Source organism: Corynebacterium guangdongense (assembly GCF_030408915.1).
Classification (GTDB): Bacteria; Actinomycetota; Actinomycetes; order Mycobacteriales; family Mycobacteriaceae; genus Corynebacterium; species Corynebacterium guangdongense.
Window position 1 is genome coordinate 1,277,021 of the sequence record NZ_CP047654.1, and the last position, 21,748, is coordinate 1,298,768.

Sequence of the window (21,748 nt, forward strand, 5' to 3'; positions counted from 1 at the left end):
GACGGTAGGCTCATCGGGGTGATTGACTCCCCGATTTCTGACACCAGCTCCCGCATCCGAGTCGCCGTCGTCTACGGCGGACGCAGCCTGGAGCATTCGATCTCGTGCATCTCCGCGGGCGCGGTCATGGCGAACCTCGACCGTGGGCGCTATGACGTCGTCCCGGTCGGCATCACGAGGGACGGGCTGTGGACCGTGGGCACCGAGGACGCCGAGGAGCTGCGCGCCCACGGCGACACCCTGCCGGAGGTCAAGCTCCGGGACGAACTGGCGCTGAGCCTCAACCGCCGCGGCGAGATCACCAACACCACCACCGGCCAGGTCCACGCCACCGTCGACGTCGTGCTGCCGATTCTGCATGGCGCCTTCGGCGAGGACGGGACCATCCAGGGCCTCTTCGAGATCGCCGGCGTGCGCTACGTCGGCCCGGGCGTGCTCGCCTCCGCGGCCGGGATGGACAAGGAGTTCACCAAGAAGCTCATGGTCGCCGAGGGCCTGCCGGTCACCCCCGAGGTCATCCTCCGCGGCCGCGACGAGCTCACCGACGCCGAGAAGGATCTGCTGGGCCTGCCCGTCTTCGTCAAGCCTGCCCGCGGCGGATCCTCGATCGGCATCTCCAAGGTCGATCACTGGGCCGGGCTCGCCGACGCCGTCGCCCTGGCCCGGGAGTCCGACGAGAAGGTCATCGTCGAGGCCATGATCCATGGCGTCGAGGTGGAGGTGGGCGTCCTGCAGTTCCCGGACGGCTCCCTGCTCGCCTCCGAACCCGCGCAGCTCAACGGCATCGAGGACTCGGCGGAGGGCTTCTACGGCTTCCACACCAAGTACCTCGACGACGTCGTCACCGCCACCATCCCGGCGAAGCTGCCCCCGGAGACCATCGCCCGGCTCAAGGACCTGGCAGTGGAGACCTTCACTGCCCTGGACTGCAAGGGCCTGGCGCGCGTCGACTTCTTCGTCACCGAGCAGGGCCCGGTCCTCAACGAGATCAACACCATGCCGGGCTTCACGCCGATCTCGATGTACCCGCAGGTGTTCAAGGCCACCGGCGTCAGTTACGTCGAGCTGCTCGACACGCTCATCGCCACCGCCCTGGCCTGATCACTGCTCCGGGGTCTCGGCGGCGATGACGTCGCCGAGCTCGACCATCGCGGCGCTGGCCGCGGCCATCGGGGCGCTGACGGCGATGTCGACGGAGCGGCCCAGCGCGTACCAGATCGACGCGGTCGATCCGTTGACCAGGGCGGTGTCCTCGAACCACGGAATCTCGTTGATCTGGGTCAGACGCTCGCCGGCGGCGTAGTTCGGCGGCGGCATTACCCCGCAGCGCAGCACGATCGGCTCCTGGCCGGGGTTGACCCATACGGCGGTGTCGGACTGGTCCGACCCGGTGCGGGTCCAGGCGTCAGCGAGCGTCTCCGGCAGCGCGGGCAGCAGGTCCGCGCAGACCTCGGGGGCTGGGGCGGCCTGCAGCTCGCTGAGCGGGGCCGGATTCGGCTGGTGGGCCTGCGTCGGCAGGGCGCCGACCGGCTCGGCGAGTGCCCCGACCGGGTTGTCCGCGCGGCCCAGCGCCGCCTCGTCGGCGGTGACCGCGACGACCGGGCGGCGGTCCAGGGTGTACCAGGTCGCCAGCGTCGACTCCGGGGTCGCGTCCTCGACGACCAGCCAGTTGACCCCGTCGATCTCCACCGGCTGCGAGTACTCGGTGTACTGCAGCGGCAGATCCACGCCGCAGCGCAGCGTCACCCGCTCGGTGGAGGAGGAGGCCCAGGCGGCGGTGCCGGCCGGGGCGGGTTCGGCGATTTCGGCGCGATCGTGGCCGATGAGCGTGTCCGGGAGGGCGTCGAGAAGCGTCGAGCACTCCGCCGACTCCGCCAGCGGCGCCGGCAGCGGGGCCACCGGAACCGGCACGTCGCCGGCGCGTTCGGAGACGACACGGGCGCCGAACAGCACGCCGAGAACGAGCACAACGGCCACGCCGAGGGCGACGTAGGCGGGCGTCCGGCTAAATTGGTGGGGAGCGGAAGCCGTCGCACCGGCCGACCGTGTCCCGGAAGCTGCATCGGTCTGACGGGGCCGGGAGGCGTTGGTGTCCATGGCTGTGCATTCTATCGAAAGGTTGATCCCTCGCTGTGACCACTCCTGCGACCCCAGGTCCCACCGTCGGCGAACTCGGCGAACACGCGGTGATCGACGTCATCACCCGCGCCGCCCCGAGCGCGCTCAACGGCGACGACGCCGCGGTGCTCTTCCACGCCTCCCCGAACTCCCGGGCGGTGGCCACCACCGACACCCTCGTCGAGGGCCGGCACTTCCGGCACGACTGGTCCACCCCCGAAGAGATCGGCCAGAAGGCGGTGCTGCAGAACTTCGCGGACATCGAGGCCATGGGCGCCCGGGCCATCGCCTGCCTGCTGGCCATCTCCACCCCGACCTCGATGCCGGTGTCCTTCTTCGCCCGCCTCGCCGCCGGCATCGACAGCCGCGTCAAGCAGTACTCCGCCGAACTCGTCGGCGGCGACGTCACCTCCGGCAACCAGCTGGTGATCACTGTGACCGCCCTCGGCTCCCTCGGCGGTTCGCTGCCCTCGCTCAACCTTGACCGGGCCCGCCCGGACCAGCGGCTGGTCGCCCACGGACGGCTCGGCTGGTCGGCGGCCGGCTGGGCGCTGCTGGAATGCTTCGGCCGCGCGGGCGTGCCGGCGCAGTTCGAACCGCTGGTGCGCGCCCACTGCGCCCCCGAGCTGACGCCGGGCCGCGGCGTCGTCGCCCGGGCCACCGGCGCCTCCGCGATGACCGACAACTCCGACGGGCTCATCGTCGACGCCGGCACCATCGCCCGGCGCTCCGGCGTCGCCATCGACCTCGACCGCGACGCCATCGCCCCGGACGCCCTGCTCGTCGAGGCCGGCGACCTGCTCGGCGTCGACCCCTGGCACTGGGTGCTCAGCGGCGGCGAGGACCACACCCTCCTGGCGACCACCGCCTACGACCCGCCCTCGGGCTTCCGCACCATCGGCGCCGTCCAGCGCGGCGCCGGCGTCACCCTCGACGGGGTCGAGCCCGCCTACCAGGAAGGCTGGGTGAGCTTCTGATGGACCTGCGTTCCCGCCCGCTGCCAGTCCACGAGTCGTGGCGCCCCGTGCTCGAGCCCGTCACCGAGCGCATCCACGACATGGGGGACTTCCTGCGCACCGAACCCGCTTTCCTCCCGCCCGGCGAGGACATCCTGCGCGCCTTCCAGGACCCATTCGACGCCGTCAAGGTCCTCATCCTCGGCCAGGACCCCTACCCGACGCCGGGCCACGCCATGGGCCTGAGCTTCTCGACGCGCCCCGGCGTGCCCGCCCCGCGCTCCCTGGTCAACATCTACGCCGAACTGGAGTCCGACCTCGGCGTCGCCCCCAAGGCCGACGGCGACCTCTCCGCCTGGGCCGGCCGCGGGGTGCTGCTGCTCAACCGTGTTCTCACCGTCCGGCCCGGGGAAGCGGCCTCCCACCGCGGTAAAGGGTGGGAGCTTGTCACCGAGACGGCCATCACCGCCCTGGCTCGGCGTGGCCGCCCGCTGGTCTCGATCCTCTGGGGCCGCGACGCCCAGACCGCGGCGCGCTTCCTCGGCGACTCGCCCCGCATCGAGTCCGCCCACCCTTCGCCGCTCTCGGCGCGGCGCGGCTTCTTCGGCTCGCGGCCCTTCTCCCGCGCCAACGAGGCCCTGACCGCGCAGGGGGCGGCCCCGGTCGACTGGTCCCTGTAGGTAGACTCGGAACCCATGTCCTACCCGAGCCAGCTTGACGGCACCCATCTGCACCGATGGGTCAGCCGCGCCGTCGCCGAGTTGTCGGCGCGGCGCGCGGAGATCAACGCGCTGAACGTGTTCCCCGTCCCCGACGCGGACACCGGCTCGAACATGACCCACACGATGGAGTCGGCGCTGGCGGCGGTCGAGGACCTCGCCGAGGACGAGCGTTCCTCCGCGGCCGCGGTCACCCGGGCCCTGGCCGTCGGCGGCGTGCGCGGCGCCCGGGGCAACTCGGGGGTGGTCCTTTCCCAGGTGCTGCGCGCCCTGTCGGAGGCGGCCGTCAAGGAGCCGCTCGGGGCGCGGATGCTGGCTACGGCCCTGGAGATCGCGGTCAAGCTCGTCGACCGCGCGATCAGCGAGCCGGTGGAGGGCACCGTGGTCACCGTGCTGCGAGCGGCCTCCGTCGCCGCCCGCCAGGCGGCCGACGCGGACGTCTCGCTCCACGACACCCTCTGCGCGACGGTGGCCGCCGCGCGCACCGCGCTGGCCAACACCCCCTCCCAGCTGCCGGCGTTGCAGGCAGCGGGCGTCGTCGACGCCGGCGGAGCGGGCCTGCTGGTGCTGCTGGAGGCGCTGCTGGCGGAGGTCAGCGGCGCGAAGGATCTGCCGGAACGCCCCGCCGCCCGGCTTGCCGACGCCACCGCCTTCGACTCCCACGGCCAGGCCGGGGACATCGAGGTGATGTTCTACTTCGTTGGCGATCTCGACGGGCTCGAAACCCGCCTGCACCCGCTTGGCGACAGCCTCGTCATCGCGCGGGCCAGCGAGGACGCCGGCACCGTCCACGTCCACTCCGCCGACGCCGGGGCAGTCATCGAGACGGCCTACGCGCTGGGCGCGGTCAGCGACCTGCGTCTGGAGGTGCTGCCCTCGGCCCCGATCGTCGAGGCCCCGGAGCGCATCATCGTCGCTCTCACCCCGCCCGGGGCCATCGCCGACCTCTACCGCAATGGCGGGGCCTATGTGGTGACCACCGAGTCCGACACCGACGGGGATCCGGAGACGGACCTGGTCACCGACATCCTCGCCACCGTCCGGTCCACTAACGCCCACGAGGTCATCCTCCTTCCCAACGGGCTGCTCTCCCGGCGTCAGCTTTCGGCCGTCGACAAGGCGATCCGCGCGTTCGCCCAGGACATCACCCTGCTGCCGACGAGCCGGCTGGTCTCGGGGATAGCGGCGCTGACCGTCCACGACGCGGAGCAGCCGCTGGCCACGGCCGCCTACTCCATGGCCGAGGCGGCCGGGGCGATGCGCACCGCCGTCGCCGTGCGTGCGGAACGGGCCGCACTGACCGCGGCCGGCCCCTGCGCTCGCGGCGACCTGCTGGTCGAGGCCCACGGCCAGATCGTCGCCGTGTGCGATGACCTCCACGACGCCGTCCTCGCCGCCTCCCGGCACCTGCTGGAGGCCGGGGGAGAGCAGGTCACCGTGCTCAGTGCCGAGGACGTGGACACCCGGGAGCTGGAGGACGTCCTCCGGGTCGCGGTCATGGCCTACCCGGGCGACGGGCTGGCCGCGGCCGCGGAGATCGGGGTGGAGTAGATGCTGGGCTGGCGCGACGAACGGGAGCTGGCCGCGGTCCTGCCGGCGAAGGAGGCCGCGGCGATCACCAAGGCCTTCGGCTACACCCGCTGCTGGCAGCTGCTGGAGCATTACCCCCGCACCTACGTGCGCCACGGCAGCGCCGCCCACCTGATCGACGCGCGCGACGGCGACGTCGTGACGTTGTACGGCACCGTCGTCAAGCAGTCGACCCGCCCCACCCGCAAGCGCACCAAGTCCGGCCGCCCGCTCATGCTCACCGAGGTCTTCATCCGCGACGAGCTGACCCGCATCAAGGCGACCTACTTCGGCTCCTGGTACGCGGAGAAGCAGCTCACCGAGGGCGCCCGCGCGATCTTCTCCGGAAAAATCCGCCACTACCAGGGTCAAATGCAGCTCTCCCAGCCGGATTTCTACCTCGTGGCCAGCGCCGACGGGCAGCCGCGCGAGGGGGACCTGGCGACCGGCTCGCTCAAGAAGCTCGCCGCCTACGGGGAGCTCGACACCGTGCTCGGCAACCGCGCGATGCTGCCGGTCTACCCGGCCACCGCGCAGGTCACCTCCTGGCAGCTGATGGGCGCCATCGACCTCGTCCTCGAGACGCTGCCGCCGATTCCGGAGCCCCTGCCCGCGCCCCCGGCCGGCCTGCCGGACTTCGACTCCGCCCTCCGCGACGTCCACGACCCGAAGGACCAGGACGCCGTCGACCGCGGGCTGGCCCGCCTCAAGTACAACGAGGCGCTGGCGCTGGCGCTGGTCATGGCCGTGCGGCGCCAGGACACCGAGGCCCAGAACGCGCCCCCGCTGCCCCGCGTCGAAGGACGGCAGCAGGACCAGCTCCTGCGCGCGCTGCCCTTCCCGCTGACCCGCGGACAGCAGGAGGTGCTCAGCGAGATCTCCGCCGACATCTCCCGCGCCCACCCGATGAGCCGCCTGCTGCAGGGCGAGGTCGGCTCCGGCAAGACCATCGTGGCCCTGCTGGCGATGCTCCAGGCCGTGGACAACGGCCGTCAGTGCGCGATGCTCGCCCCGACCGAGGTCCTCACCGTCCAGCACGCCCGATCCCTGACCAGGACGCTGGCCGCCGCCGGCTCGACCGCCACCGTCGTCGCCCTGACCGGCTCCATGCCCACCGCCGTCAAGCGGGAGGCCCTGCTCAACATCGTCTCCGGGCAGGCCGACATCGTCGTCGGCACCCACGCGCTCATCCAGGACGCCGTCGAGTTCTTCGACCTGGGCCTGGTCGTCGTCGACGAGCAGCATCGCTTCGGCGTCGAGCAGCGCGACCGGCTGCGCGGCCAGGGCCGCGACGGCGCCACCCCCCACACCCTGGTGATGACCGCGACGCCGATCCCGCGCACCATCGCGATGACCGTCTTCGGCGATCTCGCCGTCTCCACGCTCAAGGAACTGCCCGGCGGGCGTAAACCCATCCAGTCCGCGGTGGTCCCGGAGGCCAACCCCCGCTGGGTCGAGCGCGCCTGGGAGCGCATCCGCGAGGAGGTCGCTGCCGGGCGCCAGGCCTACGTCGTGTGCCCGCGCATCGACGACGACGGCGGCGTCATCACCGTCGCCGCCTGGCTGCGGGCCACCGAGTTCAAGGACCTGCACGTCAGCGTGCTCCACGGGCGCATGAAGGGGGCGGAGAAGGACGAGGTGATGGCTGATTTCGCGGCCGGCGGCATCGACGTGCTCGTGGCCACCACCGTCATCGAGGTCGGCGTGGACGTGCCCAACGCCACCGTCATGATGATCCGCGAATCCGAGAACTTCGGCGTCAGTCAGCTGCACCAGCTGCGCGGGCGCGTCGGCCGGGGCGGCCACGCCTCCCTGTGCCTGTTCCACACCACCGCCGAACCCGGCAGTCCCGCGGCCGTTCGAGTCCAGGCTGTGGCCGAGACCTCCGACGGATTCGCGCTGGCGGACCTGGACCTGTCCAACCGCCAGGAGGGGGACGTGCTCGGGACCAGCCAGTCCGGCACCCACCGCACGGTCAAACTGCTGAACCTGCTCACCGACCTGCCCGTCATTGAACAGGCCAACGCGGACGCCGAGAACCTGGCCCGCCGCGACCGCGGCCTCGCGGAGCGCCTGACGGCGGACATCGGCGAAGACGACCGGGAGTTCCTGGACAAAACCTGAGGGACGGTAGGGTGAGTGCCATGGAAATCTGCGCCCCCTTCGCCGGGATAGTCCACTACCACGTGGCCGTCGGAGACACCGTCGCCACAGGCGAGCCGGTCGCCACCGTCGAAGCCGTCAAACTCGAGGTTCCCGTCCCGGCACCCGGGCCGGGGGTCGTCACGGCCCTCGGGTACGAGGATTTCGCCGACGTCGTCGGCGGCGATGTGCTGGCGGTGGTGGCCAAATGACGCGCATCATCGCTGGCGAGGCCCGCGGCCGGACCCTCAAGGTGCCGCCCGCCGGCACCCGCCCGACCAGCGACCGCGCCCGCGAGGGACTGTTCTCCTCCCTGGACGCCCGCTTCGGCTTCGGCGACGCCCGCGTCCTCGACCTCTTCGCCGGCTCCGGCGCGCTGGGCCTGGAGGCCGCCAGCCGCGGCGCCGCAGAGGTCCATCTCGTCGAGGACGACGCCGCGGCGATCGCGGTGATCGGGCACAACGTGGGCGTCGTCAAGCATCCCCGGGTGCGGGTGCACCAGATGAAGGCGTCGACCTACCTGGCCACAGCCCCGCGCGAGGCCTTCGACATGGTGCTCGCCGACCCGCCCTACGACCTCGCCGACGAGGCCGTCGTCGAGATGCTCGAGGCGCTCCGGCCCGCGCTGGCCGACGGCGCGGTCGTCGTCGTCGAACGCCACCGCGAATCCCCCGATACCGCCTGGCCCGCCGGGTACACCCCCACGGGACAGAAACTGAAGAAGCGCCTCTACGGCATCGCCCGCATGGACATGGCCACATACGCCCAGGAGCACCGATGACCACAGCCGTCTGCCCAGGATCCTTCGACCCCGTCACCTTCGGCCACCTCGACATCTTCACCCGCGCCTCCGCCCAGTTCGAGGAGGTGACGGTGCTCGTGACCGGTAACCCGCACAAGCACTCGGGGCTCTTCTCCATCGAGGAGCGCATGGCGCTCATCCGTGAGGTCACCGGGCACCTTCCCAACGTCACGGTCGACTTCTGGGCGGGCCTGCTCGTCGACTACACCACGGCCCATGGGGTGACCGCTTTGGTGAAGGGTCTACGATCTTCGCTGGACTATGATTACGAACTTCCCATGGCACAGATGAACCGGCGCCTGACCGGAGTGGAGACGTTCTTCCTCATGACCGACGAGAGATTCGGATACGTCTCCTCGTCGCTGTGCAAGGAAGTCGTGCGCTACGGCGGTGACGTCTCGGGGCTGGTGCCTGAGGTTGTGCATGAGGCTATGAAAGCGAAACTCCGAGAATGATGCTCCTGATTGTCTTCCTGGTCGTCGCCGTCGGCGCGTTGATGCAACGCATTTCCGGCATGGGCGTCGGCCTGATCGCCGGCCCCGTGCTGGCGATCCTGCTCGGCCCCGTCGAGGGCATCCTCGTCATCAACGTCATCGCGTTCATCAACGCGGTCGTGACGACCTGGACCGTCCGGGACCGCGTGGACTGGAAGAAGTTCGCCCTCATCGGCGGCGCCCTGATCTTCGGCATCGTGCCGGGCGCGCTGCTGGTCGCCAACACGAACTCGGCGCTGCTGCAGATTCTTCTCGGCGTGCTCCTGCTGCTGGCGCTGGCGGTCACCACCTTCGCCAAGCCCTACATCCCGAAGGTCGAGGGTAAGGTCCCGGCGGCGGTCTCCGGCGTCATCGGCGGCTTCATGAACACCCTCGGCGGCATCGCCGGGCCGGCGATCACGGTCTACGCGCAGGCCTCGCGCTGGGATCAGCGCACCTACGCCGCGACGCTGCAGCCGATCTTCATGGTGGCGGGCGCGCTGTCCTTCCTGGCGAAGGTGCTGGCCGGCGCGGGGGATCTCTCCAACACCGATCCGTGGCTGTGGCCAGTCGCGATCGTCGCGCTCTTCCTCGGCGTGTTCCTCGGTGTGAAGCTGGAGGATCGCTTCTCCAAGGCCACCGCGCGCCGGATCGCGCTGTCATTGGCCACCCTCGGTGGCGTCACCGCGATCATCCGTGGCGTCTCCGCCCTTTAGCCTCTGCGCTTGAGGGCGCGGATCGCCCCCAACCGCGCCGCCGGGTGCTCGTTGCGCCGGGGCGGCCCGGTGCCGGGCGGGTCCCACCAAATTTCTCCGCCGCGCCGGAAGAGGCGGCCGCGTCCCCGGTGTCCGTTGACGCCGTTGTGGTAGCCGCAGGCCGTGCTCAGACCCACGGCGTTGGTGTCCCCGCCGTGCAGCCATTCCAGCAGGTGGTGAATCTCGCACTCGTCGGCGGGTTTGTTGCATCCCGGCCAGGGACAGACGGGGTTCTCCAGCTTGGCCATCAGCCGCTGCTTGTCGTTGGCCAGTCGCTCGGTGCGGTAGGTGTTGACCAGGCCCTCCTCGGGCACGGCGAGGGTGAGGCCGAGGAAGTCAGCGTGTTTGAGGTTGAGGTATTCCGCGCCGGTGACGACGGCCCCGTTGGTCAGCACCAGCTCGATCTCGGGGCCGTCGCCGTTGAGGATGGTCGTGAGGTCGTCGATGGGAACGGTCGCGTAGGTGACGACCGTCGGCTCGGCGAAGCCGGTGCGCATCTTCGTGAAGAACTGCTCCGCCTTCTGCTCGGCCGTGCCGCGCAGGTTCGACACGACGCCCGTGATCTGGTGGGCGGGCCCGGTCAGGTGCAGCGTCTGCTCGCGGGCGGCGTGGTCGGCGGTCACCGAGAGTCGGGTGCGCGGGCAGGGGGCCGGGTCGTCGGCGTTGAGCTTGTCGACGAGCCGGGCGGCGAGCGCGTCCACCTTGGCGTAGCTGCCGGGCGCCCGGCAGAGATCGAGGACCAGCCCCCAGCGTCGGCGTGGGTCGGTGACGCGTCGGGAAGCGCGGTGGATGAGCGCGAGGGTGTCGAGGGAGTGGCGGTTGGCGCGGGCGGCCTCCCGGGCCTCGGCCTGCGTGCGGGTCGACGCCGTGGGGCCGAAGAACAGCTCGGCCAGGGTGCCCAGACGCAGCGCCTCGGCGGGGGAGAATCCGAGGGCGGCCAGGTCGTGTTTCGACAGGCCGACGGCGTCCTCCAGCAGGGTCATGCCGTGCTGGAGGAGTGTGCGGAGCGTGTCGAAAGGGCGCATGCCCCGCACACTAGGGCGTGCGGGGCATGGCTGCTTTCGTCGGCCTGCGGCGGGTTTAACAACCCGGGTTGTCCACAGGTCTAGAGGAGCGAGGACAGGAAGTTCTGCGTGCGCGGCTCCTGCGGGTTATCGAGGACGTCACGCGGGGCGCCCTTTTCGACGACGACGCCGCCGTCCATGAAGACGACCTCGTCGGCGACCTCGCGGGCGAAGCCCATCTCGTGGGTGACCACGAGCATGGTCATGCCGTCGGCGGCGAGCTGCTTCATCACGCGCAGGACCTCGCCGACCAGCTCGGGATCCAGCGCCGAGGTCGGCTCGTCGAAGAGCATGAGCTTCGGATCCATCGCCACGGCGCGGGCGATGGCGACGCGCTGCTGCTGGCCGCCGGAGAGCTGGACCGGGTAGGCGTCGGCCTTGTGGGCCAGGCCGACCTGGTCGAGCAGCTCCAGGGCGCGCTTCTTCGCGGCCTCGGGGCGGATCTTCTTGACCTGGATCGGGGCCTCGATGATGTTCTCCAGCGCCGTGCGGTGCGGGAAGAGGTTGAACTGCTGGAAGACCATGCCGATGTCCGCTCGCTGGCGGGCCGCGTCACGCTCGGAGACCTGGTGCAGGACACCGCCGCGCTCCCGGAAGCCGATGAGCTCGCCGTCGACGTAGAGGCGGCCGGCGGTGATGGTCTCCAGGTGGTTGACGCAGCGCAGCAGCGTCGATTTGCCGGAGCCGGAGGGGCCGATGAGACAGGTGACCGCGCCGGTGGGCACCTGCAGGTCGATGCCCTTGAGCACCTCGAGGCGGCCGAAGGACTTCCAGACCTGCTGGGCGTCGATCATGAGGTTAGTCATTGCGGTTCTCCTTCGGAACGTCGGCGACGACGGTGACGTTGCCGGGAATGGTGCCCTCGGCGTCGGCGAGCGTGGCCAGCTGACGGGCGGTGAGCTCGCGCGTCGCACCCTTCTCGAAGTGCTTCTCCAGGTAGTGCTGACCGACCATGAGTAGCGAGGTGATCGCCAGGTACCAGGTCGCGGCGACCAGCAGCATCGGCACCGGTTCGAACAGGGCGGCGGCGATGTCCATGGAACGGCCGTAGAGCTCGGCGGTGTAGGGGATGGCGACGACAAGCGAGGTGGTCTTGAGCATGGAGATCAGCTCGTTGCCCGTCGGCGGGATGATGATGCGCATCGCCTGCGGCAGCACGGTGCGGCGCATCGTCAGGCCCCAGCCCATGCCCAGCGCCTTGGACGCCTCGAGCTGGCCCTCCGGGACCGAGGAGATGCCGGAGCGGACGATCTCGGCCATGTAGGCGGCCTCGTTGAGGCCCAGGCCGACGACGGCCAGGATGAAGGCGTTGGAGAGCACCCCCTCGAGCGAGATCTCCGCGACGCCAAGGTTGATGGATTGATAAATTGCGCCGAGCAGGCCCCAGAACACCAGCTGCACATAGACCGGGGTGCCGCGGAAGATCCAGAGGAACGCCCAGGCCACACCGCGAAGCACCGGGTTCGGCGACATCCGCAGCACCGCCAGGATCACGCCCCCGACGACGCCGATGAGCATGGCCAGCAGGGTGATGGCGATGGTGTGCAGGGCCGCAGCGGCGACGCGGGTGTCGAAGAGGTAGGCGCGGTAGGTGTCCCAGCCGTAGGCCTCCTGGCCGAGGGCGTTGATGACGAACGCACCGGCCAGCAGGAGGAGGATGGCCGCGAAGATCCAGCGCCCCGGGTGGCGCAGGGGTTTGGCCTCGATGCGGGCGGGGCGCTCGGGGCGCGGGGTGGTGGCTGTGGTCACTGCGAGATTCCTTCCACGGGCTGTTCGTTGATCAGTGCGGTGTCGACCAGTCCGTCCTCGATGGACCACTGGGCCAGGATGTCGGCGTAGGCGCCGGTCTCGATGAGGTGCTGGAGGGCGGCGGCGGTGGCCGGGCCCATCTCCGAGTCCTTGTTCACGGCGAAACCGTAGGGGGCCGCGTCGAAGATCTCACCGACGAGTTCAAGGTCGCCGTCGGAACGGTTGACCGCCCACGCGGTGACGGGGGAGTCGGCGCTGAAGGCGTCGGCGCGCCCGATCAGGGCGGCCAGCGCGGCGTTGTCGGAGGTGTCGTAGGACAGGACCGTGATCGGCTCCTGGCCCGACTCTTCGCAGGCCTGCGCCTTGGGACGCACGTCCTCGGTCTCGGAGACGGTGGTGCGCTGCACCGAGATGACGAGGCCGCACGGATCCTCCGGGCTGGTCTCGGCGTCACCGGTCGGGCGGGCCCACTGAATGCCGGCGTAGAGGTAGTTGACGAAGTCGAAGGTCTCGCGGCGCTCGGGGGTGTCGGTGAACCCGGACACACCCATGTCCACGGTGCCTGCCTGAAGTGAGGGGAGGATCAGGGCGAAGTCCTGCTCGACAGGCTGGAATTCCAGTCCCATCACGCTGGCGATCGCCGCGGCCAGGTCCATCTCCACGCCGATGACGTTGCCCTGGGAGTCCTTGAACTCGAAGGGCGCGAACGGGGGATTGGTCCCCACGCTCAGCACGCCGTCGGCGCCGACCTCCTCGGGGACCATCGCCGCGATCTCCGGAACCTTCTCCGGAAGAATCGGGGACCAGCCCTCGGGGTTGCCGCCCTCAACATTGGTCACGCACCCGGACAACAGCGACGCCGCGGCCACGACAGTGGTGGCCGCGATGGCAGTTCTGCTAGGGGTCATGGGCAAAGATATTACCGCGCGGCCGGCGCTGGGCGGAGTGCGGGGTTCGGGGCGGTTCTAGGCGGTGGAGAGCGGGATTTCCGCGCCCTGGGGGAGGACGTCGGCCAGCTGGTGGAGGACCAGCCCGGCGAGGAAAAACACGGAGGAGCCGACGGCGTAATCCGCGGAGAGCAACCGGACGGCCTCCACGTTCTGCTCCCCGGTGGCGCTGTCGGAGGAGAGCAGATCCCAGCCCTGGGAGCCGTAGGTCATCTGCTCCGGCAGATCCTGGGCGTGGGCGGCGCCGGTGCCCGCGAGGGTGACGGCGGCGGCGGTGGACAGGGCGACGAGTGTGCGGCGCATGTTTTTCCTTCGTGCGGGGAATTAACGACGCAGCAAGTCTAACCGGGGGTCTGAAACGAGGTGGGCGTCAGTGCGACGTCCTCGTGGCGGTGGATGCTCACCCACGGCAGCAGCATGGAGCGCACCCGCCAGTCGACCGTGCCGGTGATGGTGCGGGCGGTGTCACGCCCGCGCAGGGCCCGGATCTCCGAATGCTCACCCGGCCGGATTGGGCCGAGTGCCTGCCGACGTCCGTCGGTGCCGGTGAACCATGCTTCCTGGACCTCGATGTCGCGGGAGATGTTGGTGAGAAACACCCGCTCATCCGCCGCCGTCAAGGCCCACAGCGTGTCGGCCCCGCCACGCATCAGTTCTTCCCGGCGGCTGTGGAAGGACGAGCGGACTCCGCCCGTCGCCACCGACGCAATGTTGCCCAGCCGTGTCATCAACGCACCTCCCGTGTCTTGCGTTCCTGTACTGGCTCCCATAGTAGTGCCCCGCAGGGCTAGTCGAGGCGCCGGCGAAACACCGCTAAAGAAGCGTTCCCGAACACCCGGAATGCACCGGTCGGCTGGGTTAGGGTCGGTAGACAGAACCCGAAGCCGAGCAGAGAAAGTCAGAGTGAGATGTCGATAACCCCGCCCGTGCGCCGCCACACCGCCGTGCTCGCCACGGTGCTGCTGCTGCTCGCTCTCGTCACCACGCCGGCGCCGGCCCGTGCCGGGCAGGCAGGCAACGTAGTCACCTTCGGCGACTCCTATACCGCGAGCCCGGACCAGCTGTTCAATCACTACCGCAACAGTTCGACCGGCAGCGCCGGCACAGTCAGCTCCGGCAGCTCCGGCAGCTCGAACCCGCTGGCGGCGCCGGACGGGTACCCGAGCCGGCTCGGGTGTCTGCAGGCGCCGACGAACTGGCCGCGTCAGCTGGCCGCTCAGACGGGGCTGCCCGTCGACGACTGGTCCTGCACCGCCGAGACCTCGCAGTCGGTGCTCTCGCGCATCGACGCCGCCATCGGCCACGGCGACATCCACGCTTCGACCCGGGCGGTTATCCTCATGATCGGCGGCAATGACTTCGGGCCTTTCGGGATGCGCGAGGGTGCAGACGTGTTCAACTACGACGCCATGGTGGCGCGCTACAGCGACAACATGCGTGCCGCCGCCGCCAGGATCCGCTCGGTCGCCCCCACCGCACAGCTGGTCATCGCCGGCTACCCGCAGATCACGGACGGTCAGGCGCTGTGCTTCTTCAACGTCATCCCGACCGTCCCGCTGGGGGTCCCGGTGCCGGGCCACGCCGCCGAGAACGCCCTGGCCGGCATGCAGGCCGCCGGCGCGGCTGCCGCGGGCGTACGATTCGTCGACAATCGGGCGCTGACCAGCGGGCACAGCACGTGCAGCCGCAACGATTCCCGGCGTTACGTCGCGGGCATCGTCGACACGACCTCCCCGGCATATCCGATGTCGCTGCATCCGACCGACCTCGGCCATCAGGCGCTGGCGCGCAACAACGCGGCCGCCATCGGTTTCTGAAACCTCGGCGAGAGGAAAGGCCCGGACCAGGGATCGCTCCTGGTCCGGGCCGCGTGCTTCGATGTCCCAGACCGGATTCGAAGTGATGGCCCTCGCCGGGGGGTCATTTCGGCCGAAAACAGGGCCTGTGCTGGGGAAGGGAGCCTTCTCGCCCTGCACGCGGGCCGGTCCGCTGGCCATCCCCCGCCTGAAGCCAGGGTTTGCCACTGGTTTCGACGTCCCCGCGAGAAGAAGCTGAAGTGTGGGAGGGGTCGGTCGACCATCCGTGGCCCGTCGGCCGTCGAGTATCCGGGATTGCAGGCAGTGACCGTCGGCGGTGCGGCGGTCTTCTGCAGGGACAGGGGAGCGAAGGCCCCGGCGATGGATGTGCGGAGGTCCTCGGGGATGGGTGTCTGGCCCGCCTGCGTCGTTTCGACCACGCACCCGGCTCCGGGGAGTTTAAGAAACGCTACTGGGGCGTGGGGCCGAGCGCTTCGCCCCCGTGCCCGCCTGCGGCTCCCTTGAGTTCGATGAGGATCGAGTGGGTCGGCGTGTCACCCGTGTTCTCCCCGGAGTGACGCTGCGCGGGTATCCACACAGCTTGTCCGGAATCGAGCTGGGTGTCGAATGCACGATCGCCGGCGAAGAGCCTGCGTGAGAAGGAGGTCAGCGTGACCATGACGGTATTCGGATGGTCGTGGGGTGTGGTCCGATCACCCGGCTCGTCGACGTATTCGAGGACGCGAACGAAGTCATTTTCCCACAGCGTGCGGTAGTGATCGGGGTTTGTCAGCGTCGGATCATCAGCGAGCATACACTGACGTTACTCCCGCTCACTCGGGGGGAACAAGGGTGCGCCAAAGAATCTGAGGCGTCCGATTCCACAGCGGGCGCGGCAGGACGACCCGGAGCGCGGGGAGGCCTCGGCAGCTACGGACCGCTGACGGCGTGGTGTGCCCCGGAGGTGGTGGTGAGGACCACCGGGGCGGCAGGCACCCTGCCGCATTTCTGCTGGCAGGGGCCTCGAGTTGTACCCCAGGTCGGACTCGAACCGACAACCCTCGCATTTTGAGTGCGATGCCTCTGCCAATTGGGCTACTGGGGCGCGCTGGCGCACAAGGCGCACGCACCGTCATATTCTAACGGACGATGATCCGGGGAGGTGAAATCGCCCCGCTGACACCGCCGCCGTCCGGGCTGTGTGAGGTCCTCGCTACACTGGGTCGGCGTGAGCACCACCAAGAAACTTCTGCTGATCGACGGCCACTCGATGGCGTTCCGTGCCTTCTACGCGCTTCCTGCCGAGAATTTCTCGACCACCGGCGGCCAGCACACCAACGCCGTCTACGGGTTCCTGTCCATGCTGGCGACGCTGCTGGCGGAGGAGAAGCCGGATCATATGGCGGTCGCCTTCGACGTCGGCCGCCAGACCTTCCGCACCGAGATGTTCCCGGAGTACAAGGCGCAGCGCGAGGCCTCGCCGCCGGAGTTCAAGGGTCAGGTCCAGCTCCTTGACGAGATGCTGAACATCCTCGGCATCACCACCCTGAGCGTCCCCAACTTCGAGGCCGACGACATCATCGGCACGCTGGCCACCGCCGCCAACGAGCTCGACTACGAGACGATCATCGTCACCGGTGACCGGGACTATTTCCAGCTGGTCAACGACGTCACCACGGTGCTCTACCCGATCCGCGGCGTGTCCAACCTGGCCCGCTACACCCCGGAGGCGGTGGCGGAAAAGTACGGGCTGACGCCGGCGCAGTACCCGGATTTCGCCGCCCTGCGCGGCGACCCCTCGGACAACCTGCCCAACATCCCCGGCGTCGGGGAGAAGACCGCCATCAAGTGGATCACCCAGTACGGCAGCCTGGATGCCCTGCTGGCCAACGCCGAGGAGATCAAGGGCAAGGCCGGCGACAACTTCCGGGAGCGCCTCGACCAGGTGCGGATGAACCGTCGGCTGACCCAGATGATCACCGACATGGAGCTCGAGGTCGGACCGGACGACCTGGACTTCCGGCCCGCCTCGGTCAGCGAGGTCGCCGCCAAGTTCGACGACCTCGAGTTCGGCGTTAACCTGCGCGAGCGCGTCCTGTCCGCGGTGCCGACGGACGGCTCCGAGATCGACAACGGGGCGGTCGAACTCTCCGACGTGGTCATCGACGAGGAGCCCCTGGCGCAGTGGCTCGGCTCCCGGGCCGGTCAGGGCCTGGCGGTGTTCACCACCGGCGCCGCGCACCCCTACGGCGGCGACGTCACCACCCTCGCACTCGCCGACAAGGACCGCCACGCCGTCGCCTATGAGATGGCAGAGCTCAGCCCCGAGGACGAGCAGGTGCTGGCGGCCTGGCTCGCCGATGCCGACGCCCCGAAGTACCTGCACGACGCCAAGGCCGCCTTCCACATGTTCGCCGGTCGGGGCCTCGAGCTCAACGGCATCGCCCACGACACCGCCGTCGCGGCGTACCTGCTGCGCCCGGGCCAGCGCACCTACGAGCTGCGCGACGTCTACCAGCGTCACCTCCAGCGCACCCTCGCCGAACCCAGCGACCAACTCTCGCTGCTCGACGACGGCACCGACACCACGCTGGTCGATTCCGCCGTCGCCGTCCTGGAACTGGCCGAGGAACTGACCAGGCAGCTTCAGGACATCGCGGAGTTCGAGCTCTACCTCGACCTCGAATTGCCGCTGGTCTCCATTCTGGCCCGCATGGAACGCGTCGGCATCGCCGTCGATCTGGACGTCCTGGAGGAGCAGCTCAGCACGTTCACGGCGCAGACCGCGGAGGTCGAGCGGCAGGCCCGTGAGGTGGCCGGTGAGCCGGACCTCAACCTGTCCAGTCCCAAGCAGCTCTCCGAGATCATGTTCAGCGAGGACAAGCTGAACCTGCCCAAGACCAAGAAGACCAAGACCGGTTATTCGACCGCGGCCAAGGAAATCGAGCAGCTCGCCGCCAAGGTCGAGCACCCCTTCCTCGATCTGCTCATGCAGCACCGCGAGTACCAGAAGATGAAGACCACGCTTGAGGGACTGATCAAGACGGTCCAGGACGACGGCCGCATCCACTCGACCTTCAAGCAGACGGTCGCCTCGACGGGGCGGCTGTCCTCGACGGAGCCGAACCTGCAGAACATCCCGGTGCGCACCGAGGCCGGCCGGAAGATCCGTTCCGCCTTCGTGGTCGGCGAGGGTTACGAGACCCTGCTCACCGCCGACTACTCCCAGATCGAGATGCGCGTCATGGCCCACCTCTCCCAGGACCCCGGGCTCATCGACGCTTATCAGCACGGCGAGGACCTGCACAACTATGTCGGCTCAAAGGTCTTCGACGTGCCGATCGACCAGGTCGATCCGGACATGCGTCGGCGCGTCAAGGCCATGAGCTACGGACTGGCGTACGGGCTCAGCGCCTTCGGCCTGTCCCAGCAGCTGTCCATCCCCGCCGGCGAGGCCAAGGCCATCATGGAGTCCTACTTCGAGCGCTTCGGCGGGGTGAAGGCCTACCTGCACGACGTCGTCGACCAGGCCCGCAAGGACGGCTACACCGCGACCGTCTTCGGACGCCGCCGGTACCTGCCGGAGCTGAACTCCGACAATCGCATCGCCCGCGACAACGCCGAGCGCGCCGCGCTCAACGCGCCGATTCAGGGCACGGCCGCCGACATCATCAAGGTGGCGATGATCCGGGTCGAGCGCGCGCTCGCCGAGGCCGACCTCCGCTCCCGTGTTCTGCTCCAGGTGCACGATGAACTCGTCGTCGAGATCGCCCCGGGCGAGCTGGAGCGGGTCCAGCGTATTCTCGAGCACGAGATGGACGGGGCCATCACGCTGCGTGTCCCGCTCGAGGTTTCGGCCGGGCACGGGGACAACTGGGACGAGGCGGCCCACTAGTTTTATGCCCCGGGGGTACGGTGGCGGCACGGATAAGATCCGTGCCGCCACCGCCGTCTCGCTCGCCCGTGGTCCAGGGCGCCCGCGCGCCCGCCGACACCGATGACGTGCCCCCGTTCGGCTAGGTCTCCGCGGAGGTCGCCGCCGACGAAAGCGGCACCCGTTCCGCCCGGGGCGCACGGCTGCTCGTCGACGCCGGCTACGCCCACGTCATCGACCTCGGGGGCATCGGCGACGTCGAGGCCATGGGCGGGCGGGTCGTCCCCTAGCCCAGTTGAGCCACGAAGATCGCCGTTCCCGGAAAGATCCGCCCCCGCAGTGGCGACCACTGGCCCCAGGGCTCGGTGAGCTCCGCGGGCCATTCGGGCTCAATGACGTCGAGGACCCGGAAACCGGCGCCCACCAGGGCGCGGATCCAGTCGCCGACCGTCCGGTGATACTCGATATAGGTCAGCGTGCCGTCCTCGTCGTACTCGGCGTAGTGATTCTCGAAGTAGGGGATTGCCGCCCCCAGGCCGGCGGCGCCCGGATCGTCCGGGAAGATCCATCGCATCGGGTGGTTGACGGAGAAGACGAGGCGGCCGGCGTCGGCAAGCACGCGGGCGACGTCACGGAAGACCGCCTCGGCGTCGGGGACGAAGGGCAGGCCGCCGAACGCGGAGAAGACGACGTCGAAGGCGCCGTCACGGTAGGGCAGCGCCTGCACGTCGGCCTGGACCAGGTGGAGCGCTCCCTCGGCGCGGGCCAGCATCTCGGCGGAGATGTCGAAGCCGGTGACGAACCCGGCCCGGCCGGCGGCGAGCCAGCTCGAACAGGGGGCGGAGCCGCAGCCGAGCTCGAGCACGGACTTGTCGGAGACGTCGCCCAGGAGGCGGGCGTCGGCCTCGTGGATCATTTCCGGGCTCCAGTAGAAAGAGGAGAGGTAGGGGCCGTGCTCGGCGTGGTAACGCTCGGCGTCGGAGTCCCACCACTGGCGTTGGGCGCGGGCGGCGTCGTTGGTCATGCCCGAGAGCCTAACCGGCGTGACGGGCGGGGCGGGCTGGGGGATTGGGGTGAACCCGACTCCAACTTCCGTTGGGGGCGACAAGCTGCGGTTTCAAGGTTTGATTCATCGGGGAATACCGGTTAGTGTGGAGTAGGCGTGTCGTCACCCGTGCGCGTATCCGGCCATAATAGGAGGGCTGGAGCGACGTTTACGGAGAGATCGGCCGGCGAACCCCTCGTCTCACCGAGAGAAACGCATCTGTCCATTTTCGATCTCCTATCCCAGTCCGGAGCAAATACTTCATATGCCCACTTCCAACACCCCGCAGGTTGCCATCAACGACATTGGCACCCCGGAGGACTTCCTCGCGGCCGTCGATTCCTCCATCCCTTACTACAAGGATGGCGACATCGTCACCGGCACCGTCGTCAAGGTCGACCACGATGAGGTCCTCCTCGACATCCGGTACAAGACCGAGGGTGTCATCCCCTCCCGCGAGCTGTCCATCAAGCACGACATCGACCCCGATGAGGTCGTCGAGGTCGGCGACGAGGTCGACGCCCTGATCCTCACCATGGAGGACAAGGAAGGTCGACTCATCCTGTCCAAGAAGCGTGCTCAGTACGAGCGCGCCTGGGGCAACATCGAGGAGCTCAAGGAGAAGGACGAGCCGGTCACCGGTACCGTCATCGAGGTCGTCAAGGGCGGCCTGATCATCGACATCGGTCTGCGCGGCTTCCTGCCGGCCTCCCTCGTCGAGATGCGTCGCGTCCGCGACCTGGATCCGTACATCGGCCAGGAGCTCGAGGCCAAGATCATCGAGCTGGACAAGCACCGCAACAACGTCGTGCTGTCCCGCCGTGCATGGCTCGAGCAGACCCAGTCCGAGGTCCGCTCCGAGTTCCTGCACCAGCTGCAGAAGGGCCAGGTCCGCAAGGGCGTCGTGTCCTCCATCGTCAACTTCGGCGCCTTCGTCGATCTCGGCGGCGTCGACGGCCTGGTTCACGTCTCCGAGCTGTCCTGGAAGCACATCGACCACCCGTCCGAGGTCGTCACCGTCGGTGACGAGGTCACCGTCGAGGTCCTCGACGTCGACATGGACCGTGAGCGCGTCTCCCTGTCCCTGAAGGCCACCCAGGAAGATCCGTGGCGCGTCTTCGCCCGCACCCACGCCGTGGGCCAGATCGTCCCGGGCAAGGTCACCAAGCTCGTCCCGTTCGGCGCCTTCGTCCGCGTCGAGGAGGGCATCGAGGGCCTGGTTCACATCTCCGAGCTGGCCCAGCGCCACGTCGAGGTCCCGGACCAGATCGTCAACGTCAACGAAGAGGTCATGGTCAAGGTCATCGACATCGACCTGGACCGTCGTCGTATCTCCCTGTCCCTCAAGCAGGCTGACGAGGACTACACCGAGGAGTTCGATCCGTCCCGTTACGGCATGGCCGACTCCTACGACGAGCAGGGCAACTACATCTTCCCGGAGGGCTTCGACGCGGAGACCAACGAGTGGATGGAAGGCTTCGAGGAGCAGCGCGCCAACTGGGAGGCTCGCTACGCCGAGGCCGAGCGCCGCTACCAGGCTCACGCCGCTCAGATCGCCCGTCACGCCGAGAAGGCCGCCGAGCTCGACGCTCAGCCGGCCAACTACTCCTCCGACTCCGCTGACGAGGGTGCTGCTCCGGCACCGGCCGCTCAGCAGCCGGTCGAGGAGCAGGGTGGCACCCTGGCATCCGACGAGCAGCTCGCTGCTCTGCGCGAGAAGCTGACCGGCAACTAGTCCG

The 21,748-nt window shown here is 69.2% G+C and carries 21 protein-coding genes and 1 tRNA gene; 12 read left to right on the plus strand and 10 right to left on the minus strand.

Features of this window, described 5'->3' with window-relative positions; all coding sequences use genetic code 11:
* Nucleotides 1-18 precede the first annotated feature (18 nt).
* A complete protein-coding gene (locus tag CGUA_RS06050) occupies nt 19-1,101 on the plus strand; it encodes a D-alanine--D-alanine ligase family protein (RefSeq protein WP_290198176.1) in 1,083 nt (360 codons plus the stop codon).
* Here the strand turns inward: CGUA_RS06050 and CGUA_RS06055 are convergent, their stop codons facing one another.
* On the minus strand, nt 1,102-2,097 hold the full coding sequence (locus CGUA_RS06055) for a DUF3515 domain-containing protein (protein ID WP_290198177.1): 996 nt from the start codon (nt 2,095-2,097) through the stop codon (nt 1,102-1,104).
* Nucleotides 2,098-2,132: 35 nt separating this feature from the next.
* Here CGUA_RS06055 and CGUA_RS06060 point away from each other — a divergent pair, with 35 nt between their 5' ends.
* Genes CGUA_RS06060 through CGUA_RS06095 form a run of 8 tightly spaced genes read left to right on the plus strand, consistent with a single transcriptional unit; the run spans nt 2,133 to nt 9,495 of the window.
* Nucleotides 2,133-3,095 (plus strand): thiamine-phosphate kinase, encoded by a 963-nt coding sequence (locus CGUA_RS06060; RefSeq protein ID WP_290198178.1) that lies wholly within the window; start codon nt 2,133-2,135, stop codon nt 3,093-3,095.
* Nucleotides 3,095-3,754: a uracil-DNA glycosylase gene (locus CGUA_RS06065; protein ID WP_290198179.1), complete on the plus strand. Its 660-nt coding sequence runs from the start codon at nt 3,095-3,097 to the stop codon at nt 3,752-3,754. Before CGUA_RS06060 ends, CGUA_RS06065 begins: the two co-directional genes overlap by 1 nt.
* A gap of 15 nt (nt 3,755-3,769) precedes the next feature.
* Nucleotides 3,770-5,344 (plus strand): DAK2 domain-containing protein, encoded by a 1,575-nt coding sequence (locus CGUA_RS06070; protein ID WP_290198180.1) that lies wholly within the window; start codon nt 3,770-3,772, stop codon nt 5,342-5,344.
* Nucleotides 5,345-7,486: an ATP-dependent DNA helicase RecG gene (locus tag CGUA_RS06075; protein ID WP_290198181.1), complete on the plus strand. Its 2,142-nt coding sequence runs from the start codon at nt 5,345-5,347 to the stop codon at nt 7,484-7,486.
* A gap of 20 nt (nt 7,487-7,506) precedes the next feature.
* Nucleotides 7,507-7,716, plus strand: a complete 210-nt coding sequence (locus tag CGUA_RS06080) for an acyl-CoA carboxylase biotin carboxyl carrier protein subunit (RefSeq protein ID WP_290198182.1) — start codon at nt 7,507-7,509, stop codon at nt 7,714-7,716.
* A complete protein-coding gene (gene rsmD / locus CGUA_RS06085; RefSeq protein WP_290198183.1) occupies nt 7,713-8,285 on the plus strand; it encodes a 16S rRNA (guanine(966)-N(2))-methyltransferase RsmD in 573 nt (190 codons plus the stop codon). Before CGUA_RS06080 ends, rsmD begins: the two co-directional genes overlap by 4 nt.
* Entirely contained in the window at nt 8,282-8,761 is a 480-nt protein-coding gene (gene coaD, locus CGUA_RS06090) for a pantetheine-phosphate adenylyltransferase (RefSeq protein WP_290198184.1), read from the plus strand. Before rsmD ends, coaD begins: the two co-directional genes overlap by 4 nt.
* A complete protein-coding gene (locus tag CGUA_RS06095) occupies nt 8,758-9,495 on the plus strand; it encodes a sulfite exporter TauE/SafE family protein (RefSeq protein ID WP_290198185.1) in 738 nt (245 codons plus the stop codon). The genes coaD and CGUA_RS06095 overlap by 4 nt, the downstream gene beginning before the upstream one ends.
* On the opposite strand, the gene CGUA_RS06100 is transcribed toward CGUA_RS06095, so the two are convergent.
* The 6 genes from CGUA_RS06100 to CGUA_RS06125 form a co-directional block, all read right to left on the minus strand.
* Nucleotides 9,492-10,559, minus strand: a complete 1,068-nt coding sequence (locus tag CGUA_RS06100) for an HNH endonuclease signature motif containing protein (RefSeq protein WP_290198186.1) — start codon at nt 10,557-10,559, stop codon at nt 9,492-9,494. The genes CGUA_RS06095 and CGUA_RS06100 overlap by 4 nt on opposite strands.
* Nucleotides 10,560-10,639: 80 nt before the next feature.
* Complete coding sequence (locus tag CGUA_RS06105; protein ID WP_290198187.1) at nt 10,640-11,404, minus strand: amino acid ABC transporter ATP-binding protein; 765 nt, start codon at nt 11,402-11,404, stop codon at nt 10,640-10,642.
* Nucleotides 11,397-12,347, minus strand: a complete 951-nt coding sequence (locus CGUA_RS06110) for an amino acid ABC transporter permease (protein ID WP_290198188.1) — start codon at nt 12,345-12,347, stop codon at nt 11,397-11,399. Before CGUA_RS06110 ends, CGUA_RS06105 begins: the two co-directional genes overlap by 8 nt.
* Nucleotides 12,344-13,255 (minus strand): ABC transporter substrate-binding protein, encoded by a 912-nt coding sequence (locus CGUA_RS06115; RefSeq protein ID WP_290198189.1) that lies wholly within the window; start codon nt 13,253-13,255, stop codon nt 12,344-12,346. Before CGUA_RS06115 ends, CGUA_RS06110 begins: the two co-directional genes overlap by 4 nt.
* Nucleotides 13,256-13,312: 57 nt before the next feature.
* Nucleotides 13,313-13,597 carry a hypothetical protein gene (locus tag CGUA_RS06120; RefSeq protein WP_290198190.1) on the minus strand — a complete coding sequence of 95 codons (285 nt, stop codon included), beginning with the start codon at nt 13,595-13,597 and terminating at the stop codon, nt 13,313-13,315.
* A 38-nt stretch (nt 13,598-13,635) separates the two neighbouring features.
* A complete protein-coding gene (locus CGUA_RS06125) occupies nt 13,636-14,022 on the minus strand; it encodes a hypothetical protein (RefSeq protein ID WP_290198191.1) in 387 nt (128 codons plus the stop codon).
* 180 nt (nt 14,023-14,202) lie between these two features.
* Between CGUA_RS06125 and CGUA_RS06130 the strand changes: the two genes are divergently transcribed.
* Nucleotides 14,203-15,111 carry a GDSL-type esterase/lipase family protein gene (locus tag CGUA_RS06130; RefSeq protein WP_290198192.1) on the plus strand — a complete coding sequence of 303 codons (909 nt, stop codon included), beginning with the start codon at nt 14,203-14,205 and terminating at the stop codon, nt 15,109-15,111.
* 448 nt (nt 15,112-15,559) lie between these two features.
* Here CGUA_RS06130 and CGUA_RS06135 read toward each other — a convergent pair whose 3' ends face one another.
* Both CGUA_RS06135 and CGUA_RS06140 read right to left on the minus strand, forming a co-directional pair.
* The gene (locus CGUA_RS06135) at nt 15,560-15,904 is read right to left on the minus strand and encodes a cupin domain-containing protein (protein WP_290198193.1); all 345 of its coding nucleotides are present in this window, start codon (nt 15,902-15,904) and stop codon (nt 15,560-15,562) included.
* A gap of 217 nt (nt 15,905-16,121) precedes the next feature.
* Nucleotides 16,122-16,195: transfer RNA gene (locus CGUA_RS06140), tRNA-Leu, on the minus strand.
* Nucleotides 16,196-16,360: 165 nt separating this feature from the next.
* Between CGUA_RS06140 and polA the strand changes: the two genes are divergently transcribed.
* Nucleotides 16,361-18,985, plus strand: a complete 2,625-nt coding sequence (gene polA / locus CGUA_RS06145) for a DNA polymerase I (protein ID WP_374725067.1) — start codon at nt 16,361-16,363, stop codon at nt 18,983-18,985.
* A gap of 265 nt (nt 18,986-19,250) precedes the next feature.
* Here the strand turns inward: polA and CGUA_RS06150 are convergent, their stop codons facing one another.
* A complete protein-coding gene (locus CGUA_RS06150; RefSeq protein WP_290198195.1) occupies nt 19,251-19,988 on the minus strand; it encodes a class I SAM-dependent DNA methyltransferase in 738 nt (245 codons plus the stop codon).
* A 286-nt stretch (nt 19,989-20,274) separates the two neighbouring features.
* On the opposite strand from CGUA_RS06150, the gene rpsA reads away from it, so the two are divergent.
* Nucleotides 20,275-21,744 (plus strand): 30S ribosomal protein S1, encoded by a 1,470-nt coding sequence (gene rpsA / locus CGUA_RS06155; RefSeq protein ID WP_290198196.1) that lies wholly within the window; start codon nt 20,275-20,277, stop codon nt 21,742-21,744.
* Nucleotides 21,745-21,748 lie beyond the last annotated feature (4 nt).

Coding starts and splice junctions, on each gene's coding strand:
- coaD (WP_290198184.1), top strand. CDS start 8,282: ATGACCACAGCCGTCTGCCCAGGATCCTTCGACCCCGTCACCTTCGGC.
- CGUA_RS06135 (WP_290198193.1), bottom strand. CDS start 15,904: ATGCTCGCTGATGATCCGACGCTGACAAACCCCGATCACTACCGCACG.
- CGUA_RS06105 (WP_290198187.1), bottom strand. CDS start 11,404: ATGACTAACCTCATGATCGACGCCCAGCAGGTCTGGAAGTCCTTCGGC.
- CGUA_RS06100 (WP_290198186.1), bottom strand. CDS start 10,559: ATGCGCCCTTTCGACACGCTCCGCACACTCCTCCAGCACGGCATGACC.
- CGUA_RS06130 (WP_290198192.1), top strand. CDS start 14,203: ATGTCGATAACCCCGCCCGTGCGCCGCCACACCGCCGTGCTCGCCACG.
- rsmD (WP_290198183.1), top strand. CDS start 7,713: ATGACGCGCATCATCGCTGGCGAGGCCCGCGGCCGGACCCTCAAGGTG.
- CGUA_RS06065 (WP_290198179.1), top strand. CDS start 3,095: ATGGACCTGCGTTCCCGCCCGCTGCCAGTCCACGAGTCGTGGCGCCCC.
- polA (WP_374725067.1), top strand. CDS start 16,361: ATGGCGTTCCGTGCCTTCTACGCGCTTCCTGCCGAGAATTTCTCGACC.
- CGUA_RS06055 (WP_290198177.1), bottom strand. CDS start 2,097: ATGGACACCAACGCCTCCCGGCCCCGTCAGACCGATGCAGCTTCCGGG.
- CGUA_RS06080 (WP_290198182.1), top strand. CDS start 7,507: ATGGAAATCTGCGCCCCCTTCGCCGGGATAGTCCACTACCACGTGGCC.
- CGUA_RS06115 (WP_290198189.1), bottom strand. CDS start 13,255: ATGACCCCTAGCAGAACTGCCATCGCGGCCACCACTGTCGTGGCCGCG.
- CGUA_RS06150 (WP_290198195.1), bottom strand. CDS start 19,988: ATGACCAACGACGCCGCCCGCGCCCAACGCCAGTGGTGGGACTCCGAC.
- CGUA_RS06070 (WP_290198180.1), top strand. CDS start 3,770: ATGTCCTACCCGAGCCAGCTTGACGGCACCCATCTGCACCGATGGGTC.
- rpsA (WP_290198196.1), top strand. CDS start 20,275: ATGCCCACTTCCAACACCCCGCAGGTTGCCATCAACGACATTGGCACC.
- CGUA_RS06125 (WP_290198191.1), bottom strand. CDS start 14,022: ATGACACGGCTGGGCAACATTGCGTCGGTGGCGACGGGCGGAGTCCGC.
- CGUA_RS06120 (WP_290198190.1), bottom strand. CDS start 13,597: ATGCGCCGCACACTCGTCGCCCTGTCCACCGCCGCCGCCGTCACCCTC.
- CGUA_RS06075 (WP_290198181.1), top strand. CDS start 5,345: ATGCTGGGCTGGCGCGACGAACGGGAGCTGGCCGCGGTCCTGCCGGCG.
- CGUA_RS06095 (WP_290198185.1), top strand. CDS start 8,758: ATGATGCTCCTGATTGTCTTCCTGGTCGTCGCCGTCGGCGCGTTGATG.